A 17,931-nucleotide genomic window follows, 5' to 3' on the forward strand; every position below is an offset into this window, starting at 1 on the left:
GCTGTCGCGAACATGACCCGGGGCAGAAGAACCGCCGCAGCGAGAACGGCCGCCATCGTCGCCGCCGTGGTCGGTGGCGTGCTGGGCGTGTCGCCCGGCGCCGTGGCCGCGCCGCCCGCCACCCCCTCCCCTCCCGCCGCCCTGCCGGACGCGCCGGCCGCCACGGGCAGGACCGCCGCCGCCCTCCCCGCGGTCCGTCCCACGCCCCAGGTGATGCGCGAACGCGGCGGCCTCACCACCGTGCCGGACACCGTGACCCTGGTCGCCGGCCCGGGCGCCGACCCCTACGCGCTGGCCGTGCTCCGCGGGATCCTGCGCGACGCCGGGGTGCGGGACCTGCGCGACAGCACGGACGTCCCGCGCGGCGGCCTGACCGTGTACGCCGACGGCGAGGGCGCGGAAACGGCGCTCCGCGCGCTGGGCGCCGCACCCGTGGGCGACCTGCCCCCCGGGGGCTACCGGCTGGCCGTCGGCCACGTCCTCGGCCACGGCACCGTGGCGCTGGCCGGCACGGGCGAGGACGGGCTGTTCCACGCGGCGCAGACGCTGCGTCAGCTCATGACACCGCAGGGCCTGCCCGGCGTCGTCGTGCGCGACTGGCCGGTGGCCGCGACACGCGGCATGGCCGAGAGCTTCTACGGCGAACCGTGGACGGCCGAACAGCGCCTGTCGCAGGTCGACTTCCTGGGCCGCACCAAGCAGAACGGCTATCTCTACGCACCCGGCGACGACCCCTACCGCCAGGAGTCGTGGCGCGATCCCTACCCGGCCGCGCGCAGGGCGGACTTCCGCGCCCTGGCGGAGCGCGCCCGGGCCAACCACGTCACCCTGATCTGGGCCGTGGCCCCCGGCCAGGCGCTGTGCTTCTCCTCGCAGGAGGACCGCAAGGCGCTGCTGCGCAAGATCGACGCGATGTGGGCGCTGGGCGTGCGCGGCTTCCAGCTCCAGTTCCAGGACGTCAGCTACAGCGAGTGGCACTGCCGGGCGGACGCCGCGCTCTACGGGGACGGCCCGCGGGCCGCCGCCCGCGCCCAGGCGGAGGTCGCGGGCGCCATCGCACGCCATCTGGAGCGCCGCCGGGGCGAGGGCGGCGTGCCGCTCTCGCTGCTGCCCACGGAGTACTACCAGGACGGCGCCACCGACTTCCGCGACGAGCTCGCGCGGACGCTGGACGGCACCGTGCAGGTGGCCTGGACCGGCGTCGGCGTCATACCGGGGACGATCACGGGCGCGCAGGTCGCCGGCGCGCAGGACGCCCTCCGCCACCCGCTGCTGACGATGGACAACTACCCGGTCAACGACTGGGCGGACGACCGCATCTTCCTCGGCCCCTACTCCGGTCGCGAGCCGGCCGTCGCGGCCGTCACGGCCGGAGTGCTGGCGACCGCCATGCGGCAGCCGGCGGCGTCCCGGATCGCCCTGTTCACGGCCGCGGACTACGCCTGGAACCCGCACGCCTACGACCGCGCCTCGTCCTGGAAGGCCGCCGTCGACGACCTCGCGGGCACCGACCCGGCCACGCGGGACGCGCTGCGCGCGCTGGCGGGCAACGAGGCCTCCTCCGCCCTGGACGACAACGAGTCGGCCTATCTGCGGCCGCTGCTCAAGGAGTTCCTGGACGCGTACGGGAACGGCAGCGCGCAGCGGCTGGCGAAGGCCGCGGGCCGGCTGCGCGCGGCCTTCACCACGATGAGCGGCGCCCCGCAGCGGCTCGACACCCTCGCCGGCGGCTCCTTCGGCGGTGAAGTGCAACCCTGGCTGGACCAGTTGGCGCGCTACGGCACCGCCGGGGAGCACGCGGTGGACATGCTGGTGTCGCTGCGCGCGGGCGACGGCACCGGCGCGTGGAAGGACCGGCTGGCACTGGAGTCGGCGCGGCGGCACATCGCGCGGAGCGCGGCGACCGTGGGCGACAGGGTGCTCGACCCGTTCCTGGCCAGGACCCTGGCCACGGCCGACGCCTGGACCGGGATGCGCGCCGAGGACGGCACCGCCACCGCGACCCTCGGCTCGGCGCGCGCCACGGAGCCGTCCCTCATGACCGACGGCAAGGACTCCACCGCCTGGGCCAGCGACGCCCCGCCGCAGGAGGGCGACACCTTCGGGGTCGACCTGGGCGGCACCCACGAGATCCGCGAGGTGCGGATCGCCATGGGGTCCGCGCAGCCCGGACCGGAGCAGGACGACTACCTGGGCCGTGCGGTGCTGGAGTACTCGGCCGGCGACGCCGCCGGCTGGCGGCCCGTCACCGAGGTCGCCGGCGAGCGCACGGTGACCGCGACCCTGCCGGAGGGCACCCGCGCCCGCTATGTGCGGCTGAGGGCCACCGCCGCGCAGGAGAACGCCGTCACCGTACGGGAGTTCACCGTGACCACCCGGGACGGGCACGAGCCCGCCGTCCCCGCGGGCGACCCGGCGGCCGGCGCGGCCGCCGACGGCGACGCAACCACGGCCTACCGCCTACCGGCGGACGGGCTGACCCTGGAGTACGGCGCGGCCCGCCCCCTGGAGGCGCTGACCGTGCTGACCGGGCCCGAGGGCGGCACCGGCGGCTCCGTCGAGGCGCGCGTGCCCGGGCAGGGCTGGCGCCGGCTGGGCGCACTGGGCAGCGGCTGGACCGAACTCCCGGCGCACGGTCTGCGGGTGGACGCGGTGCGGGTCACCCCGGCGCCCGGGACGCCGCCGCCGGTCGTCCACGAGATCGTGCCCTGGTACGCGGACCGGCCGGCCGCCCGGATGACGCTGGACCGTACCGAGGCGGACGTCGAGGCCGGCGGCGCGCCGGCGACGGTCACCGCCGAACTGACCGACGCCTCCCCGGGGGCGGCCCGGGTGACCCTCACGGCCAAGGCCCCGCCGGGGATACGGGCGACGGCCCCCGGTGACGTAGAACTGCCGCGCGGCGGGCGGGTCGTGGTGCCGGTGCGGCTGTCGCTGCCCGAGGACGGCGTGCCGGGCGTCTACGAGGTGCCGCTGGAGTTCCGCGCCGAGGGCCGCACGGTCCGGCAGACCGTCACCGTGCACGCCTACCCGCGCACCGGCGGCCCGGACGTCGCACAGGGCGCCGCCGCCACCTCCTCCGGCGACGAGACCGCGGACTTCCCCGCCTCCGCGCTCACCGACGGCGACCCCGGCACCCGCTGGTCCTCACCCGCCCAGGACGACGCGTGGGTGCAGGTCGAGCTGGGGCGGGCCGCCTGGATCGGCCGGGTGACGCTGCGCTGGCAGGACGCGTACGCCTCCCGCTACACGATCCTGACCTCGGCAGACGGGCAGAACTGGCACACGGCGGCGGTCGTCGACGACGGCCGCGGCGGCACCGAGTCGGTGCGCCTGGACGCGCCCGGCGACACGCGCTTCCTCCGCGTCCAGGGCGTGGAGCGCGGCACGAAGTACGGCTACTCGCTGTACGCGCTCCAGGCCTTCGCCGTCACGGGCTGAGCCCGTCCTCGCGGGCACCTTCCGGCACACCTCTTGCCCCGGTGATCCCGCGCCTGCCACTATTCACTCAATACATGTATGGAGTGAATAGATCCCCGGGGAGGAACCGTTGAGCACCGGCAACACGCTGCTGGGACTGCTCGCCGCGGGCCCCGGCCACGGCTACGACCTGAAGCGGCGGCACGACGAACGCTTCCCGCAGGCCCGCCCGCTCGCCTACGGCCAGGTCTACTCGACCCTCCAGCGCCTCGTCCGCGACGGCCTCGCCGAGATCGACGCCACCGAGAGCGAGGGCGGCCCCGAGCGCACCACCTACCGGCTCACCGAGCGGGGCACCGGCGCGCTGCTCGGCTGGCTCGCCGAACCCGTGCCGCCCGCCCCGGTCACCGCGGCCAATGAGATCTTCGCCAAGGTCACGGCGATCATCGCCTCCGGCCACGGCGACCCGGCGGACTTCCTGCGCACCCAGCGCGCCGCCCACCTGGCCCGGATGCGCGAACTCACCGCGGTGAAGACGGCACCCGGCGCCCCCCTGTCGGCCGTGCTCTCCGCCGACTACGCCCTCACCCATCTCGACGCCGACCTGCGCTGGATGGACAACGCCGCGCAGCGCCTCGGCGGCCTGGCCGAGGAGGTCGCCTCCGCATGACCCCACCCCTGATCGAGGCCCGCGGCCTGGTCAAGCGCTACGGCACCACCGACGCCCTGCGCGGTGCGTCGCTGCGTCTGCACCCCGGCGAGATCCTGGCCGTCAGCGGCTCGAGCGGCAGCGGCAAGTCCACGCTGCTGCACTGCCTGTCGGGCATCGTCCGGCCGGACAGGGGCGAGGTGCGGTACGGCGACGAGCGCCTCGACCAGGCGGGCGAGACCCGCCGTACGACGCTGCGCCGCACCGACTTCGGCATCGTCTTCCAGTTCGGGCAGCTCGTCGGCGAGCTGACCGCGCTCGACAACGTCGCGCTGCCGCTGCTGCTGGCGGGCACCTCGCGCGCCACCGCCCACGACCGTGCCCGCGCGTGGCTGGAGCGCTTCGGCGCCGGCGACCGGGCGGGCCTGCGCCCTGGGGAGCTGTCCGGCGGCCAGGCCCAGCGCGTCGCCCTGGCCCGCGCCATGGTCACCGGCCCCAAGGCCGTCTTCGCCGACGAGCCGACCGGCGCCCTGGACTCCCTCGCCGGGGAGCAGGTCATGACCGCCCTCGTGGGGGCCGCCCGCGAGACGGGCACCGCCGTCCTGCTCGTCACCCACGACGCCCAGGTCGCCGCCTACGCCGACCGCGAGGCCACCGTCCGCGACGGCGCCGTGGAGGGCGAACCCGCGCAGGTGCCGCGGTGACCGCGCTGCGGGCCGACGCCCGGCTGGCCTGGTCGCTGCTGCGCGGCGCCCCGCGCGGCGAATGGTGGCGGCTCGGCCTGACGGCGGCGGGCACGGCGCTCGGCACGGGCTTCGCGCTGGCGGCCGTGGTCGTCGCGGTGATCGGCACCCGGTTCGGCGGCGGTGTGCACTGGTACACCCGTCGGCTGTTCAACGACCCCACCGCACGGAACGCGCTGGCCACCGGGCTGGTGCTGCTGCTCGTCCCGCTGCTGGCGTTCCTCGGGCAGTGCACCCGGATCGGCGCCCTGCGCCTGGAGCGGCGGCTCGCCGCGCTCCGGCTGGCCGGGGCGACCGCACGCCAGGTGCGGCGGATCCAGGCGCTGGAGACCGGTGCGGCCTGCGGGGCCGGCGCCCTCGCCGGGCTGGCGGCCTTCCTGGTGCTGCGGGCGGTGCTCGCCGCTGTGCAGCCCGTCGCCGTGGCCTGGCCCGTCGATGTGCCCGTCCCGTGGTTCGCGGCCGTCGCCGTGGTGCTCGGCATGCCGCTGCTGGCGACGCTGGAGGCCCGGTTCACGCTGCGCCGCGCGGCGGCCGATCCGCTCGGGGCCGCCCCGGGGAGCCGGCGGCCGCACCCGCGGCCGGGGCGGGGGCGCCTGGCGCTGTGGGCGCTGGCACCTGCGGCGCTCGTCATGGGCACCGGCCTGCACCTGGTGAACCTGTTCGTGCTCGACGGCCGGACGGTGACGCCCGCGGTCACCGCCTCGGTGACCGTGGCCGCCGTCGTGCTCTGCCTGGTCGGCGTGGTCCACGGCAGCGCCGGGCTCGCCCTGCTGTCCGGGCGCCTCGCGGCCCGCTCCGGGCGCCCGGAACTGCTGATCGCGGGGGAACGCCTCCAGGCGGATCCCTGGGCGGGCGCACGGGCGCGCGGGGCGGTGCTGGCGGCCGTGCTGGCGGGAGTCGGTTTCATGGGCGTACGGCGCCTGCTGATCGAGGACCTGACCGCGCCGCACCGGTACCCGCACAGCGCGATGGGCCTGGAGTACTACACCGACGGGCTCCGACTGGCCGGCGCCGGCATCGCGATCGCCTTCGCGGTGGCCTTGGGCGCCCTGGCGGTCGGGGCGGCCGAATCGGTGCTCACCCGGCGCCGCACGCTGGCGGCGCTGGCCGCCGGCGGGGTGCCCCGGAGCGTCCTGAACCGGGCGGCGCTGCTGGAGACCGCGCTCCCGCTGGTACCGGCCGCCGTGCTGGCCACGGGATGCGGGCTGATGGCCGTCGGAGGCTGGTGGAAGGCGCTGGGACTCGACCATTCGTACGCGTTCCCGCTGCTGGAACCCCTGCTCGTCGCCGTCGCGCTGCCCGTCGCCGCCCTGCTCGCCGCCGCCTGCTCACTCCCCCTGCTGCGGCACGCCGCGCACCCCGCGCAGCTGCGCCACGAGTAGGCCGGGCCGCGGGACGGGGCCTCCGGGACCGCGACGGGCGGCCCGGGAGCCGCGCCCCGCGGCCCCGCGCCGGGCAACACAAAGGCCCGGTCTCAGGCGGATATGCCGTCGATCCGGGCCAAGGCGTCGTCCGCGCCGAATGGCTGCAGGTATGGCAGCCAGCGCGGGTCCCTATGCCCCGTCCCGATGATCCGCCAGGCGAGGCCCGACGGCGGGGCGGGCTGATGGCGCATGCGCCAGCCGAGCTCGGCGACATGCCGGTCGGCCTTGAGATGGTTGCACCGGCGGCAGGCAGCGACCACGTTCTCCCACGTGTGCTGGCCTCCGCGGCTGCGCGGGATCACGTGGTCGACGCTGGTTGCGACGCCTCCGCAGTACGCGCACCGGCCGCCGTCCCGGGCGAAGAGCGCCCGCCGGGTCAGGGGCACGGGGCCGCGAAAGGGGACTCGGACGAACTTGGTGAGCTTGACAACACTGGGTGCGGGGACAGAACAGGTCGCGCTGTGCAGATAAGCGCCGGATTCCTCGAGGCACACGGCCTTCTTGTTCAGCACGAGGATCAGTGCGCGGCGGAGCGGTACGACGCCGAGCGGCTCGTACGACGCATTGAGGACCAGGACATGCGGCACGGGTGCCTCCTTTTACGCCGGCGGCGCGTGGCTCGCGCCGGGACGATCTGCCCACAGTCTCTCCGGAAGCCTGGCCGCGGCGCCACCATGACCGGGTAACGGACCGAGGGTGTTTTCGACCACACCCCTTTACATGCCCTGAATCGGCGCACGTCGCTCTCGAACGAGGCAACGAGACACATCGTTTACCCCGTTAGTGTGGGAAGCCTGCCCGACCGGAGGTTCCCGCCTGTGTCCACACCGCTCGCCACCGCCTCGACCATCGACGACGCCCAGAAATCCGCCAACGGCGCGGCCGACTACATCGGCCAGAACTGGGCGGACTGGCTGGGCGCCGGGCTGCGGATCGTGCTGATCCTGGTCATCGCGCTGGTACTGCGCGTGATCGTGCGCCGGATGCTCACCAAACTGATCGAGCGCATGAACCGCGGCGCGGAGACCGCCGCCCCGGGCGCGCTCAGCGGGCTGCTGGTCAACGCCGAGCGGCGGCGGCAGCGCAGCGAGGCCATCGGCTCGGTGCTGCGCAGCGTGGCCTCGTTCGTGATCATGGGCACGGCCGCGCTGACCGTGCTGTCGGTGCTCCAGATCAATCTGGCGCCGCTGCTGGCCAGCGCCGGTGTGGCGGGTGTGGCCATCGGCTTCGGCGCGCGGAACCTGGTGACGGACTTCCTCTCCGGGGTCTTCATGATCCTGGAGGACCAGTACGGCGTCGGCGACGTCATCGACGCGGGCGTGGCCAGCGGCACGGTGATCGAGGTCGGTCTGCGGGTGACGAAGCTGCGCGGCGACAACGGCGAGATCTGGTACATCCGCAACGGCGAGGTCAAGCGCATCGGCAACCTCAGCCAGGGCTGGGCGACGGCGACCGTGGACGTGCGGATCGGCTACCACGAGGACCTGGACCGGGCGCGGGCGCTGATCCTGCGGGCGGCCGAGGAGATGGCCAAGACCCAGCCATGGGACGAGGTGCTCTGGGAGCCGGTCGAGGTGCTGGGGCTGGAGTCGGTCACCGCGTACTCCATGGTCCTTCAGGCGCAGGCCAGGACGATGCCGGGCAAGGCGCTGTCGGCGGCACGCGAACTGCGCTGGCGTATCAAGCGGACCTTCGACGAGGCCGGGATCGCGATCGTCGGCGGACTCCCGGCGGCGGCGGACGACGAGGAGGCGGTCGACCCGACCGCCGGCATCGCCGCGCCGTCGGCGCTGGCCAACCCCTCGTCGCCGCAGGCGCTCGCGGCACAGCCGCTGCCGACCACGAAGTGAGCTGATCGATGCCGGCGCACGCGCCGGGATCGCAAGGGGCACCGGGCATCCGCCCGGCGCCCCCTTTTCATGCCTTGGCGCCCCTGATAACACTTTGACGCCGTCTTTGATCCACCCTTGACGCTCCCGCGGCCGGGCGCCTACCTTGCCATTCACCAACAGGAAAGTTTCCTAACTACCAACGCCCCCACCCCGCACACGAGCCCCGACAAGCCGCCGACACGAGGAAGGACGAGCCCGTGGTCGGTACTCCCGGTACACCCGGCACCCCTGGCACGCCCGGTACGCCGCGTGTCCTGCGCGCCATGAACGACCGCGCCGCGCTCGACCTGCTCCTCGAACACGGGACCCTGTCCCGCACCCGCATCGGCAAGCTCACCGGCCTGTCGAAACCGACCGCCTCACAACTGCTCGCCCGGCTGGAGTCCGCCGGGCTGGTGGTCGCCACCGGCACCACCGCCGGCCGGCCGGGCCCCAACGCCCAGCTGTACTCGGTCAACCCCGCCGCCGCACATGTCGCCGGACTCGACGTGACCGCCGAGCACATCCGTGCCGCGGTCGCCGACATCACCGGCACCGTCACCGGCGAGTTCGAACTGCCGACCCCGGGACGCAGCCGGCGCTCCCACGGCGCCGTCGAACAGGTCGCGCAGGCGGTCGACGGCGCGGTGAAGGCCGCCGGACTGCACCTGACCGACCTGCACCGGATCGTTGTCGGCACCCCGGGCGCCTTCGACCCGAGCACCGGGCGGCTGCGCTACGCCAGCCACCTCCCCGGCTGGCACTCCCCCACCCTGCTGGAGGAAATGGCCGCGGCCCTGCCCGTACCCCTGGAGTACGACAACGACGTGAACCTCGCCGCCGTCGCCGAACAGCGGCTAGGCGCGGCCCACGGGCACGACGACTTCGTCCTGCTGTGGAACGAGGAGGGCATCGGCGCCGCCATCGTCATCGGCGGCCGGCTGCACCGCGGCCGCACCGGTGGCGCGGGCGAGGTCGGCTTCATGCCGGTGCCCGGCACGCCCCTGGTCCGGCACGTGGCCAAGGCCAACGCCGGCGGGTTCCAGGAACTGGCGGGCTGCAACGCCGTGTTGCGGATCGCCCGCGAACTGGGGCTGGCCGTGCCCCGGGGCACCCAGGCCGGAGCGGCCTCGGCGCTGCTGGCCTCGGCGGCCGCGGACGCGGCCACCGGGAACGAAGGCGGGCCGCAGGCGGAACTGCTGCGGCACTTCGCCACCGGGCTCGCCATCGGTCTCGCCTCGCTGGTGACCGTGCTCGACCCCGAACTGATCGTCCTGGCCGGCGGAGTGATCGCCGCCGGCGGGGAACCCCTGCGCGCACGCGTCCAGACGGAACTGGCCGAACTGGCCGTGCCCCGGCCCCGGCTGGTGCTCGGCGGGGTGCCGGAGCGCCCCGTTCTGTGCGGGGCACTGCAAAGCGCCCTCGCCACCACCCGCGACGAGGTGTTCGACACCTCCCGCTGAACCCCGCTCAATCCGCTCAACCGAACCACCCACCATCCGCTCACGCAGCGGGGGACACCCGTCGCCGGCCCCACCGGACGGGCTCCTCCGCAGGCATCGCACACCCTCGAACCGCCCCCGAAGTCCCCGGAGGAAGCGAAGTGTCCGGTTCCACCAAGACGGCCGCCGCCGCCATCGCCGCCGCCGCCGCGATATCCCTGCTGACGAGCGCATGTACGGGCTCCAGCAACAACACGGCGAGCGACGACCCCAACAAGGACGTCACCATCACCTTCTGGCACGGCTGGTCCGCGCCGAGCGAGGTGGAGGCGATCAGCGCCAACGTCGCGGCCTTCGAGAAGGCGCACCCCAACATCCACGTCAAGGTGCAGGGCAACATCACCGACGACAAGATCAACCAGGCGCTGCGGGCCGGCGGCCCCAACGCCCCCGACGTCGTCTCGTCCTTCACCACCGACAACGTCGGCAAGTTCTGCTCGTCCAACGCCTTCGCCGACCTGGACCCCTTCCTGAAGAAGTCCGGCATCGACACGGCGGCGACCTTCCCCAAGCCGATGCTGGAGTACACCCAGTTCGACGGGAAGCGCTGCACGCTGCCGCTGCTCGGCGACGCCTACGGCCTCTACTACAACAAGGACGCCTTCAAGGCCGCCGGGATCTCCGCCCCGCCCAAGACGCTGTCGGAGTTCAAGGCCGACGCGGTCAAGCTCACCAAGGCCAAGGGCGACTCCTACTCCCAGCTCGGCTTCATGCCCAACTTCCACGGCTACGAGTCGACCACCACGCACCTGGCCGCGCAGTGGGGCGCGAAGTACTTCGACGCCGACGGCAAGTCCACCGTCGCCAAGGACCCCGGCTTCGCCGCCATGTTCACCTGGCAGCAGGACATGGTGAAGGCGCTCGGCGGCTTCAAGAAGCTGGAGAAGTACCGGTCGACCTTCGGTGACGAGTGGGGCGCCAAGAACCCCTTCCACACCGGCCAGGTGGCCATGGCCATCGACGGCGAGTGGCGGGCCGGCATGGCCAAGGAGGCCGGTGCCAAGTTCGACATCGGCGTCGCCCCCTTCCCCGTGCCGGACGACCAGGCCAACACCTACGGCAAGGGCTACCTCTCGGGCACGATCATCGGCGTCGCCAACACCAGCGCCAAGAAGAACGCCGCCTGGGAACTGGTGAAGTTCATGGCCACCGACACCGACGCGGTCGTCAATTTCTCCAACGCCATCCACAACGTGCCCTCCACGCTCGCCGCGCTGAAGTCCCCGAAGCTGGACGCCGATCCCCTCTTCCGCACCTTCGTGGACATCGCGCAGAACCCCAACAGCACCACCACCCCCGCCAGCGTCAACGGCGGCACCTACCAGCTGACGCTGCAGGACTTCGGCTACGCCTACGAGTCCGGCAAGCAGTCCGACCTGACCGCCGGCCTCAAGGCCGTCGACACGCAGGTCGACAAGGACATCGCGCAGGCCCAGTGATGAGTGCGAGCGTCCACCCCCTGCTGAGGGCGAAGCGCCGCCGCGAGGCGCTTCGCAACCTCGCCTTCCTCTCCCCGTGGCTGATCGGCTTCAGCGTCTTCTTCGCCTACCCGCTGATCTCGACCGTCTACTTCTCCTTCATGAAGTACGACGGCTTCGCCCCGCCGACCTGGAACGGCGTCAAGAACTGGTCGTACGTCTTCAACGACTACCCCTTCTTCTGGCCCGCGCTGCGCAACACCCTGTGGCTGGTCGTGGTCATGGTCAGCCTGCGGGTCGTCTTCGGCCTGGGCATCGGCCTGCTGATCACCAAGATCAAGACGGGTGCCGGGCTCTTCCGCACCGCCTTCTACCTGCCCTACCTCGCCCCGCCGGTCGCCGCGACGATGGCCTTCGCCTTCCTCCTCAACCCCGGCACCGGTCCGGTGAACCACCTGCTGGGCAGCATCGGCCTGCCGCAGCCCGGCTGGTTCAACGACCCGACCTGGTCCAAGCCCGCCCTGACGCTGCTGGCGCTGTGGGGCATCGGCGACCTCATGGTGATCTTCATGGCCGCGCTGCTCGACGTCCCCAAGGAGCAGTACGAGGCCGCCGAGCTCGACGGCGCCGGAGCCTGGACCCGGTTCCGCTACGTCACCCTGCCGAACATCTCGCCCATCGTGATGTTCGCCGTGGTGACCGGGGTCATCCAGACCATGCAGTACTACACACAGCCCCTGGTCGCCGGAAAGGTCGCCAGCGGCATCATCGGCGGCTCCGGCCAGCAGTTCGAGCCGGGCTACCCGGAGAAGTCCACGCTGACGCTGCCGCAGCTGGTCTACAACCTCGGCTTCCAGCGCTTCGACACCGGCGCGGCCTGCGTGATCGCCCTGGTGCTGTTCGCCCTCGCCATGGTCTTCACCGCACTCCTGATGCGCCGCCGCAGCGGCTTCCTGTCGGCGGAGGATTGATACCGATGACCCACGCGACACTCGCCCCGCCCGCCGCCGGCCCGGTGACCGGCGCGTCCGCCTCGTCCCGGCGGGCCGCGACCCGCCGGGCGGCACTGCACTGGATCGCCGTCCACGCCCTCGGCATCGCGGCCGCCCTCTTCTTCGTCCTCCCGTTCGTCTTCGTCTTCCTCACCGCGGTGATGAGCGACAACCAGGCCCTCACCCGGGACCTGTGGCCCAGGACCTGGGAATGGGGCAACTTCGGCACCGTCTGGGACACCCCCGGCTTCCTCACCTGGTGGCGCAACACCCTGCTGTACGCGGGCCTCGGCACCGTGCTGACGGTCGTCTCCAGCACGCCGGTCGCCTACGCGCTGGCCAAGTTCCGCTTCCGCGGGCGGAATCTGTCGATGATGCTCGTGATCTCCACGATGATGCTGCCCCCGCAGGTCGTCATCGTCCCCATGTACCTGTTCTGGGCCAAGCAGCTGCACCTGTCGGGCACCCTGTGGCCGCTGATCATCCCGATGGCCTTCGGCGACGCGTTCACCATCTTCCTGCTGCGGCAGTTCCTGCTCACCATCCCCAAGGAGTACACGGACGCGGCGAGGGTCGACGGCTGCGGCGAGCTGCGCACGATGCTGCGCGTCGTCCTGCCCATGGCGAAGCCCGCCATCGCCGCCGTGGCGCTGTTCCAGTTCTTCTACTGCTGGAACGACTACTTCGGACCGCAGATCTACGCGAGCGAGAACCCGGCGGCCTGGACGCTGAGTTACGGCCTGGAATCCTTCAAGGGCGCCCATCACACCAACTGGAACCTGACGATGGCCGCCACGGTGCTGGTCATGGCACCGGTGATCGTTGTCTTCTTCTTCGCTCAAAAGGCCTTCATCGAGGGCGTGACATTGACGGGAGTCAAGGGATGAAACTGGCTGTCGTGGGCGGCGGGTCCACGTACACCCCCGAACTCATCGACGGGTTCGCGCGGTTGCGCGAGACCCTGCCGATCGAGGAGCTGGTCCTCGTCGACCCGGCCGAGGACCGGCTGCGGCTGGTCGGCGGCCTCGCCCGGCGGATCTTCGCCAAGCAGGGCCACTCCGGCACCGTCACCACCACCTCCGATCTGGACGCCGGCGTGGCGGGCGCCGACGCCGTGCTGCTGCAACTGCGGGTGGGCGGGCAGGCCGCCCGCGCGCAGGACGAGACCTGGCCGCTGGAGTGCGGCTGCGTCGGCCAGGAGACCACCGGCGCCGGCGGGCTGGCCAAGGCGCTGCGCACCGTCCCGGTGGTGCTGGACATCGCCGAGCGGGTCCGCAGGGCCGCGCCCGATGCCTGGATCATCGACTTCACCAACCCCGTCGGCATCGTCACCCGGGCCCTGCTGCAGGCCGGGCACAAGGCCGTCGGCCTGTGCAACGTGGCGATCGGCTTCCAGCGGAAGTTCGCCTCCTTCCTGGGGGTGTCCCCCGACCAGGTCCACCTGGACCACGTGGGCCTGAACCACCTCACCTGGGAGCGGGGGGTGCGGATCGGCGGCCCCGCCGGCGAGGACGTGCTGCCCAAGCTGCTTGCCGCGCACGGCGACTCCATCGCCGACGACCTGCACCTGCCCAGGACCCTGCTGGACCGGCTCGGCGTCGTACCCTCCTACTACCTGCGCTACTTCTACGCGCACGACGAGGTCGTGCGGGAACTGCGGTCGAAGCCGTCCCGGGCCGCCGAGGTGGCCGCGATCGAAGCCGAACTGCTGGAGATGTACGGGGACGAGAGCCTCGACGAGAAGCCGGAGCTGCTGTCCCGCCGCGGCGGTGCCTTCTACTCCGAGGCGGCCGTGGCCCTGGCCTCCTCGCTGCTGCGGGACACCGGTGACGTCCAGGTCGTGAACACCCTCAACAACGGCACGCTGCCCTTCCTCCCCGACGACGCCGTCATCGAGGTGCCCGCCACCGTCGACGCACGCGGGACGCACCCGCTGCCCGTCGAGCCGCTGGACCCGCTCTACAGCGGCCTGATCGCGAACGTCACCGCCTACGAGGACCTGGCGCTGAAGGCCGCCGTGCACGGCGGCCGGGACCGCGTCTTCACGGCGCTGCTCTCGCATCCCCTGATCGGCCAGCACGAGTACGCCGACGCCCTGACCGACCGTCTGATCGCGCACAACCGGGAGCACCTGGCGTGGATCTGAACCATCCCCTCGACGGGGGGGTCCTCGCGATCGACGCGGGCAACAGCAAGACCGATGTCGCCCTCGTCGCCGCCGACGGGTCGGTGCTCGGCACCGCCCGCGGCGGCGGCTTCCAGCCGCAGATCGTCGGTGTGGAGCCGGCGGTCGAGGTGGTGGCCCGTATCGTCGAGCGGGCGGCCGAGGCGGCCGGTGCCGCCCTGCGCCCGGGCGAGGCGCTGGTGGGGCATGTCTCGGCCTGCCTGGCCAACGCCGATCTCCCCGTGGAGGAGCAGCAGCTCGAACTCGCCGTGCACGCACGGGGGTGGGGTGTCACCACCCGGGTCGCCAACGACACCTTCGCGCTGCTGCGGGCCGGTGTGGAGGAACCGCGCGGCGTCGCCGTCGTCTGCGGTGCCGGCATCAACTGCGCGGGCATGCTGCCCGACGGCCGTACGGCACGCTTTCCCGCCATCGGCCACCTCTCCGGTGACTGGGGCGGCGGATCGGGCCTCGCCGACGAGGCCTTGTGGTGGGCGGCGCGCGCCGAGGACGGGCGCGGCGGCCCCACCGCGCTGGCGGCCGCGCTGCCGGCGCACTTCGGGCTGACGTCGATGTACGCGCTGATCGAAGCACTGCACTTGGGACACATTGATTTCTCCCGGAAGCACGAATTGACCCCTGTACTCTTCAAAACCGCAGAATCGGGCGATTCGGTTGCACGGAACATCGTGGAACGTCAGGCGGAGGAGATCGTGGTCATGGCCGCGGTCGCGCTGGACCGGCTCGGCCTGCTGGACGAGGAGGTCGACGTCGTGCTCGGCGGCGGTGTGCTGGCCGCCCGTCACCCGCTGCTGATGGACTCCGTGGTCGCGCTGCTGGCGGCCCGCGCCCCGCGGGCCGTTCCGCGGGTCGTCACGGCTCCGCCCGTGCTCGGCGCGGCCTTGCTCGGGCTGGACCGCTCGGGGGCCGGGCCCGAGGCCCGGGCCCGGGTCCGGGCGCACTACGAGCCGGTGGCGCCGGTGCCGTAGGCCGCGCGCGGCAGGGAACCGAACACGCACCCGCGTGCGTGGTGAGCTGCGAGAGGGTACGCGCGAACGGGCCGGACGGGGGGCGTCGACCGGGGCGGGGCGGGCGGAACCGGCGGCAAGATCCACCCAATTCGGGGGTGGATGTCGGCGCCGGCGGCCATACTGCTGGTCATGGGCTCGGCGCGCGTGCGCGGGGATCGAGTCGGGGGGAGGCTGGCGGATGCGGACGCCGACGAACACGGAGCCGCCGACCGTGCGGGGGCCCGGCGACGCGGCGGGGGGCGGCTCCGGCGTGCCCGGGGACGCCCGGTCGTGGGCCTGGGTGGACCAGTTGCGCGTGTGGCGCAGGGCCGCGACCACCGAGCCGGGACGGCTGCGGGTGATCGGTGCCCTGCTCGTGGTGCTGGTCGTGGCGTTCGGCGCGGTGACGGCCTGGCAGATCTCCGAGCGGGCGACCGCGGCCGACGACGTGATGCACCACAGCGAGCCGCTGAGTGCGCGCGCGGCGGACATCTACCGGTCGCTCGCGGATGCCGGTGCCACCGCCTCCGGCGGCTTCCTCGCCGGCGGCGTGGAGCCCGCGGCCGTCAGCGACCGCTACGACAAGGACATCGACGTCGCCTCGCGGAGCATCACGCAGGCGGCGGCGAGTTCGGAGGGCTCGCCCGGTTCGCGCGACCGGCTGGAGCGGCTGAACCAGCGGCTCTCCGAGTACACGGGCCTGATCGAGCGGGCCCGGTCCAACAACCGGCAGGGCTTCCCGGTCGGCGGGGCGTACCTGCGGCGCGCCAACGACCTGATGAACGAGCAGATCCTGCCCGACGCCAAGGATCTGTGGACGATCGAGACGGCCCGGCTCGGCCGGGACTACGACGACGCCCAGGCACTGCCGTGGGGCGCCTGGGCGCTCGGTGGCGTCGCGCTGGTGGCCCTGGTGTGGGCGCAGCGGCGCTCTTTCAAGCGCACCCACCGGGTGTTCAACATCGGCCTGCTGGCGGGGACCGCCGCCACCGTCGCCGTGCTGCTGTGGCTGGTCGCCGGGCACGGCGTGGCGCGCGCCCGGCTGGACGACTCGTACGCGCACGGGGCCCGGTCGCTGCAGGTCCTCAACGAGGCGCGCATCGAGTCCCTGCAGGCCCGCAGCAACGAGAACCTGACGCTGGTGGCCCGGGGCAGCGGTGACGCGTACAACACCGCGTACCTGCGGCAGATCCAGGACATGGCCGGCACCAAGGCGGACGGGAAGTCCGGTCTGCTCGCCCGGGCGCTGCGGCTGGCGGACGACGCGGAGAGCCGCGAGAGCATCACCGTCGCGATGAAGGACGCCAAGGCCTGGTGGAGCCTGAACCTCCAGGCCCGTGCGAAGGACGACGCGGGCAGTTACCTGGACGCGGTGGCCCAGACGATCGGCGGGAGTTACGAGAACGGCGAGCGGGCCGAGGAGTACACGGGCGTCTGTTTCGACGGGGTCGACAGCAGCCTGGCCAAGGCCGTCGCCCATGAGCAGCAGGAGTTCGAGCAGGCCGCCGCGGACGGCCGCGGCGCGCTGAACGGACTGGGTGTCGGCGCCGCGCTCCTGGCGGTGTTCGGCGCGGCGGGTGCGGTGCTCGGCATCGGGCGCCGGTTGTCGGAGTACCGATGAGCGGCGGAGGGAGGCCGCGGATGACACGCGGGCGGCAAGGCATGCGGGGCTGGGGAGGCGTGGCCGCGATGGCCGGGCTGTGCGTGCTGGCGGTCGCCGGCACGGCGCTGCCGCTGCACTTGAGGGCGGCCGATCGGGCGGAGGCGGAGCGCGCGGCGGCCGTCACGCACTCGGCGGAGCCGGCCGACGCGGAGCGGTCCGCGCGGCAGGCCGCGGACGACGACTGCGGCGGCCACCCGGAGGCGAGTCTGCGGCCGTCCGGGGAGAGCGGCCCCGCCGTCGAACGGATCAAGGAGCGCGGCAAGCTCGTCGTCGGCGTCGACCAGAACGGCTACCGCTGGAGTTACCGCGACCCGGTCAGCCGCAAGATCATCGGTTTTGACATCGACCTGGCCAAGGCGATCGCCGCCGACATCCTCGGCGACGAGGACGCGATCGTGTACAAGACGGTGCCGACCGCCAAGCGCTTCGAGGCCGTCAACCACGGTGACGTCGACGTGCTGGTGCGCACGGTGAGCATCACCTGCGAGCGGATCAAGGAGAAGCACATCGCCTTCTCCACGGCCTACTTCGCGGCGGGGCAGCAACTGCTCGCCCCCCGGCAGGGTTCCACCGTCAAGGGCTTCGACGACTCCATCACCGGCAAGCGGATCTGCACCGCGCAGGGCACCACCGGCGAGGCGAAGCTGGAGGAGGAGAAGGACCGGCTGCAGCCGCGGATCGTTCTCGTCCCCAACCAGCTGGACTGCCTGGTGAAGCTGCAACTGGGCGAGGTGGACGCCGTGTTCACCGACAACGCGCTCGCCGCGGGGCAGGCCGCTCAGGATCCGGCGGTGCGCCTGGTGGGGAAGCCCGTCACGACGGAGTACTACGGCGTGGCCATGAACGAGAACGACACCGACCTGGTGCGGCGCGTCAACAAGGTGCTGGCGGACTACCGCAGCGGGGGTCCGGACAGCCGGTGGATGCAGGCGTACCGTACCTGGCTGGAGGCGGATCTCCCCGGCATCGAGGGGCCGCCGGAACCGCTGTACCGGGACTGAGGCAGACCGGCGCCCGCCAGGACGCCGCACGACCGACGGGGAACTGGCCGACATCTGAAGCAGACACGGGGACC

At 72.9% G+C, this 17,931-nt stretch carries 14 protein-coding genes; 13 read left to right on the forward strand and 1 reads right to left on the reverse strand.

Features of this window, described 5'->3' with window-relative positions; genetic code table 11:
* The first annotated feature begins 12 nt into the window (after positions 1-12).
* The 4 genes from ACIP64_RS07690 to ACIP64_RS07705 all read left to right on the forward strand — a co-directional run bounded on the left by ACIP64_RS07690 (position 13) and on the right by ACIP64_RS07705 (position 6,194).
* Positions 13-3,441, forward strand: a complete 3,429-nt coding sequence (locus ACIP64_RS07690; RefSeq protein ID WP_401582857.1) for a beta-N-acetylglucosaminidase domain-containing protein — start codon at positions 13-15, stop codon at positions 3,439-3,441.
* 109 nt (positions 3,442-3,550) lie between these two features.
* Complete coding sequence (locus tag ACIP64_RS07695) at positions 3,551-4,090, forward strand: PadR family transcriptional regulator (protein WP_360905869.1); 540 nt, start codon at positions 3,551-3,553, stop codon at positions 4,088-4,090.
* Entirely contained in the window at positions 4,087-4,773 is a 687-nt protein-coding gene (locus ACIP64_RS07700; RefSeq protein ID WP_401582859.1) for an ABC transporter ATP-binding protein, read from the forward strand. Before ACIP64_RS07695 ends, ACIP64_RS07700 begins: the two co-directional genes overlap by 4 nt.
* Positions 4,770-6,194 carry an FtsX-like permease family protein gene (locus ACIP64_RS07705; protein WP_401582860.1) on the forward strand — a complete coding sequence of 475 codons (1,425 nt, stop codon included), beginning with the start codon at positions 4,770-4,772 and terminating at the stop codon, positions 6,192-6,194. Before ACIP64_RS07700 ends, ACIP64_RS07705 begins: the two co-directional genes overlap by 4 nt.
* A 92-nt stretch (positions 6,195-6,286) precedes the next feature.
* Here ACIP64_RS07705 and ACIP64_RS07710 read toward each other — a convergent pair whose 3' ends face one another.
* Complete coding sequence (locus ACIP64_RS07710; protein ID WP_319661379.1) at positions 6,287-6,823, reverse strand: HNH endonuclease; 537 nt, start codon at positions 6,821-6,823, stop codon at positions 6,287-6,289.
* A gap of 231 nt (positions 6,824-7,054) precedes the next feature.
* Between ACIP64_RS07710 and ACIP64_RS07715 the strand changes: the two genes are divergently transcribed.
* From ACIP64_RS07715 to ACIP64_RS07755, 9 genes are all read left to right on the forward strand, one after another.
* Entirely contained in the window at positions 7,055-8,086 is a 1,032-nt protein-coding gene (locus ACIP64_RS07715; protein WP_401582862.1) for a mechanosensitive ion channel family protein, read from the forward strand.
* Between the two features lie 305 nt (positions 8,087-8,391).
* Positions 8,392-9,570 (forward strand): ROK family protein, encoded by a 1,179-nt coding sequence (locus ACIP64_RS07720; RefSeq protein ID WP_401582864.1) that lies wholly within the window; start codon positions 8,392-8,394, stop codon positions 9,568-9,570.
* Positions 9,571-9,710: 140 nt separating this feature from the next.
* The gene (locus ACIP64_RS07725; RefSeq protein WP_401582866.1) at positions 9,711-11,048 is read left to right on the forward strand and encodes an ABC transporter substrate-binding protein; all 1,338 of its coding nucleotides are present in this window, start codon (positions 9,711-9,713) and stop codon (positions 11,046-11,048) included.
* Positions 11,048-11,998: a carbohydrate ABC transporter permease gene (locus tag ACIP64_RS07730; protein WP_401582867.1), complete on the forward strand. Its 951-nt coding sequence runs from the start codon at positions 11,048-11,050 to the stop codon at positions 11,996-11,998. The genes ACIP64_RS07725 and ACIP64_RS07730 overlap by 1 nt, the downstream gene beginning before the upstream one ends.
* A gap of 5 nt (positions 11,999-12,003) precedes the next feature.
* Positions 12,004-12,906 (forward strand): carbohydrate ABC transporter permease, encoded by a 903-nt coding sequence (locus tag ACIP64_RS07735; RefSeq protein ID WP_401582869.1) that lies wholly within the window; start codon positions 12,004-12,006, stop codon positions 12,904-12,906.
* Positions 12,903-14,165: a 6-phospho-beta-glucosidase gene (locus tag ACIP64_RS07740; protein ID WP_401582871.1), complete on the forward strand. Its 1,263-nt coding sequence runs from the start codon at positions 12,903-12,905 to the stop codon at positions 14,163-14,165. Before ACIP64_RS07735 ends, ACIP64_RS07740 begins: the two co-directional genes overlap by 4 nt.
* Complete coding sequence (locus tag ACIP64_RS07745; protein ID WP_401582873.1) at positions 14,156-15,172, forward strand: N-acetylglucosamine kinase; 1,017 nt, start codon at positions 14,156-14,158, stop codon at positions 15,170-15,172. The genes ACIP64_RS07740 and ACIP64_RS07745 overlap by 10 nt, the downstream gene beginning before the upstream one ends.
* A 220-nt stretch (positions 15,173-15,392) precedes the next feature.
* Positions 15,393-16,814, forward strand: a complete 1,422-nt coding sequence (locus ACIP64_RS07750; protein WP_401582874.1) for a hypothetical protein — start codon at positions 15,393-15,395, stop codon at positions 16,812-16,814.
* Between the two features lie 20 nt (positions 16,815-16,834).
* Positions 16,835-17,857: a glutamate ABC transporter substrate-binding protein gene (locus ACIP64_RS07755; RefSeq protein WP_401582876.1), complete on the forward strand. Its 1,023-nt coding sequence runs from the start codon at positions 16,835-16,837 to the stop codon at positions 17,855-17,857.
* The last annotated feature ends 74 nt before the right edge of the window (positions 17,858-17,931 follow it).

Origin of the sequence: Streptomyces sp. NPDC088733 (genome assembly GCF_044751185.1) — a bacterium.
Lineage (GTDB): Bacteria > Actinomycetota > Actinomycetes > Streptomycetales > Streptomycetaceae > Actinacidiphila.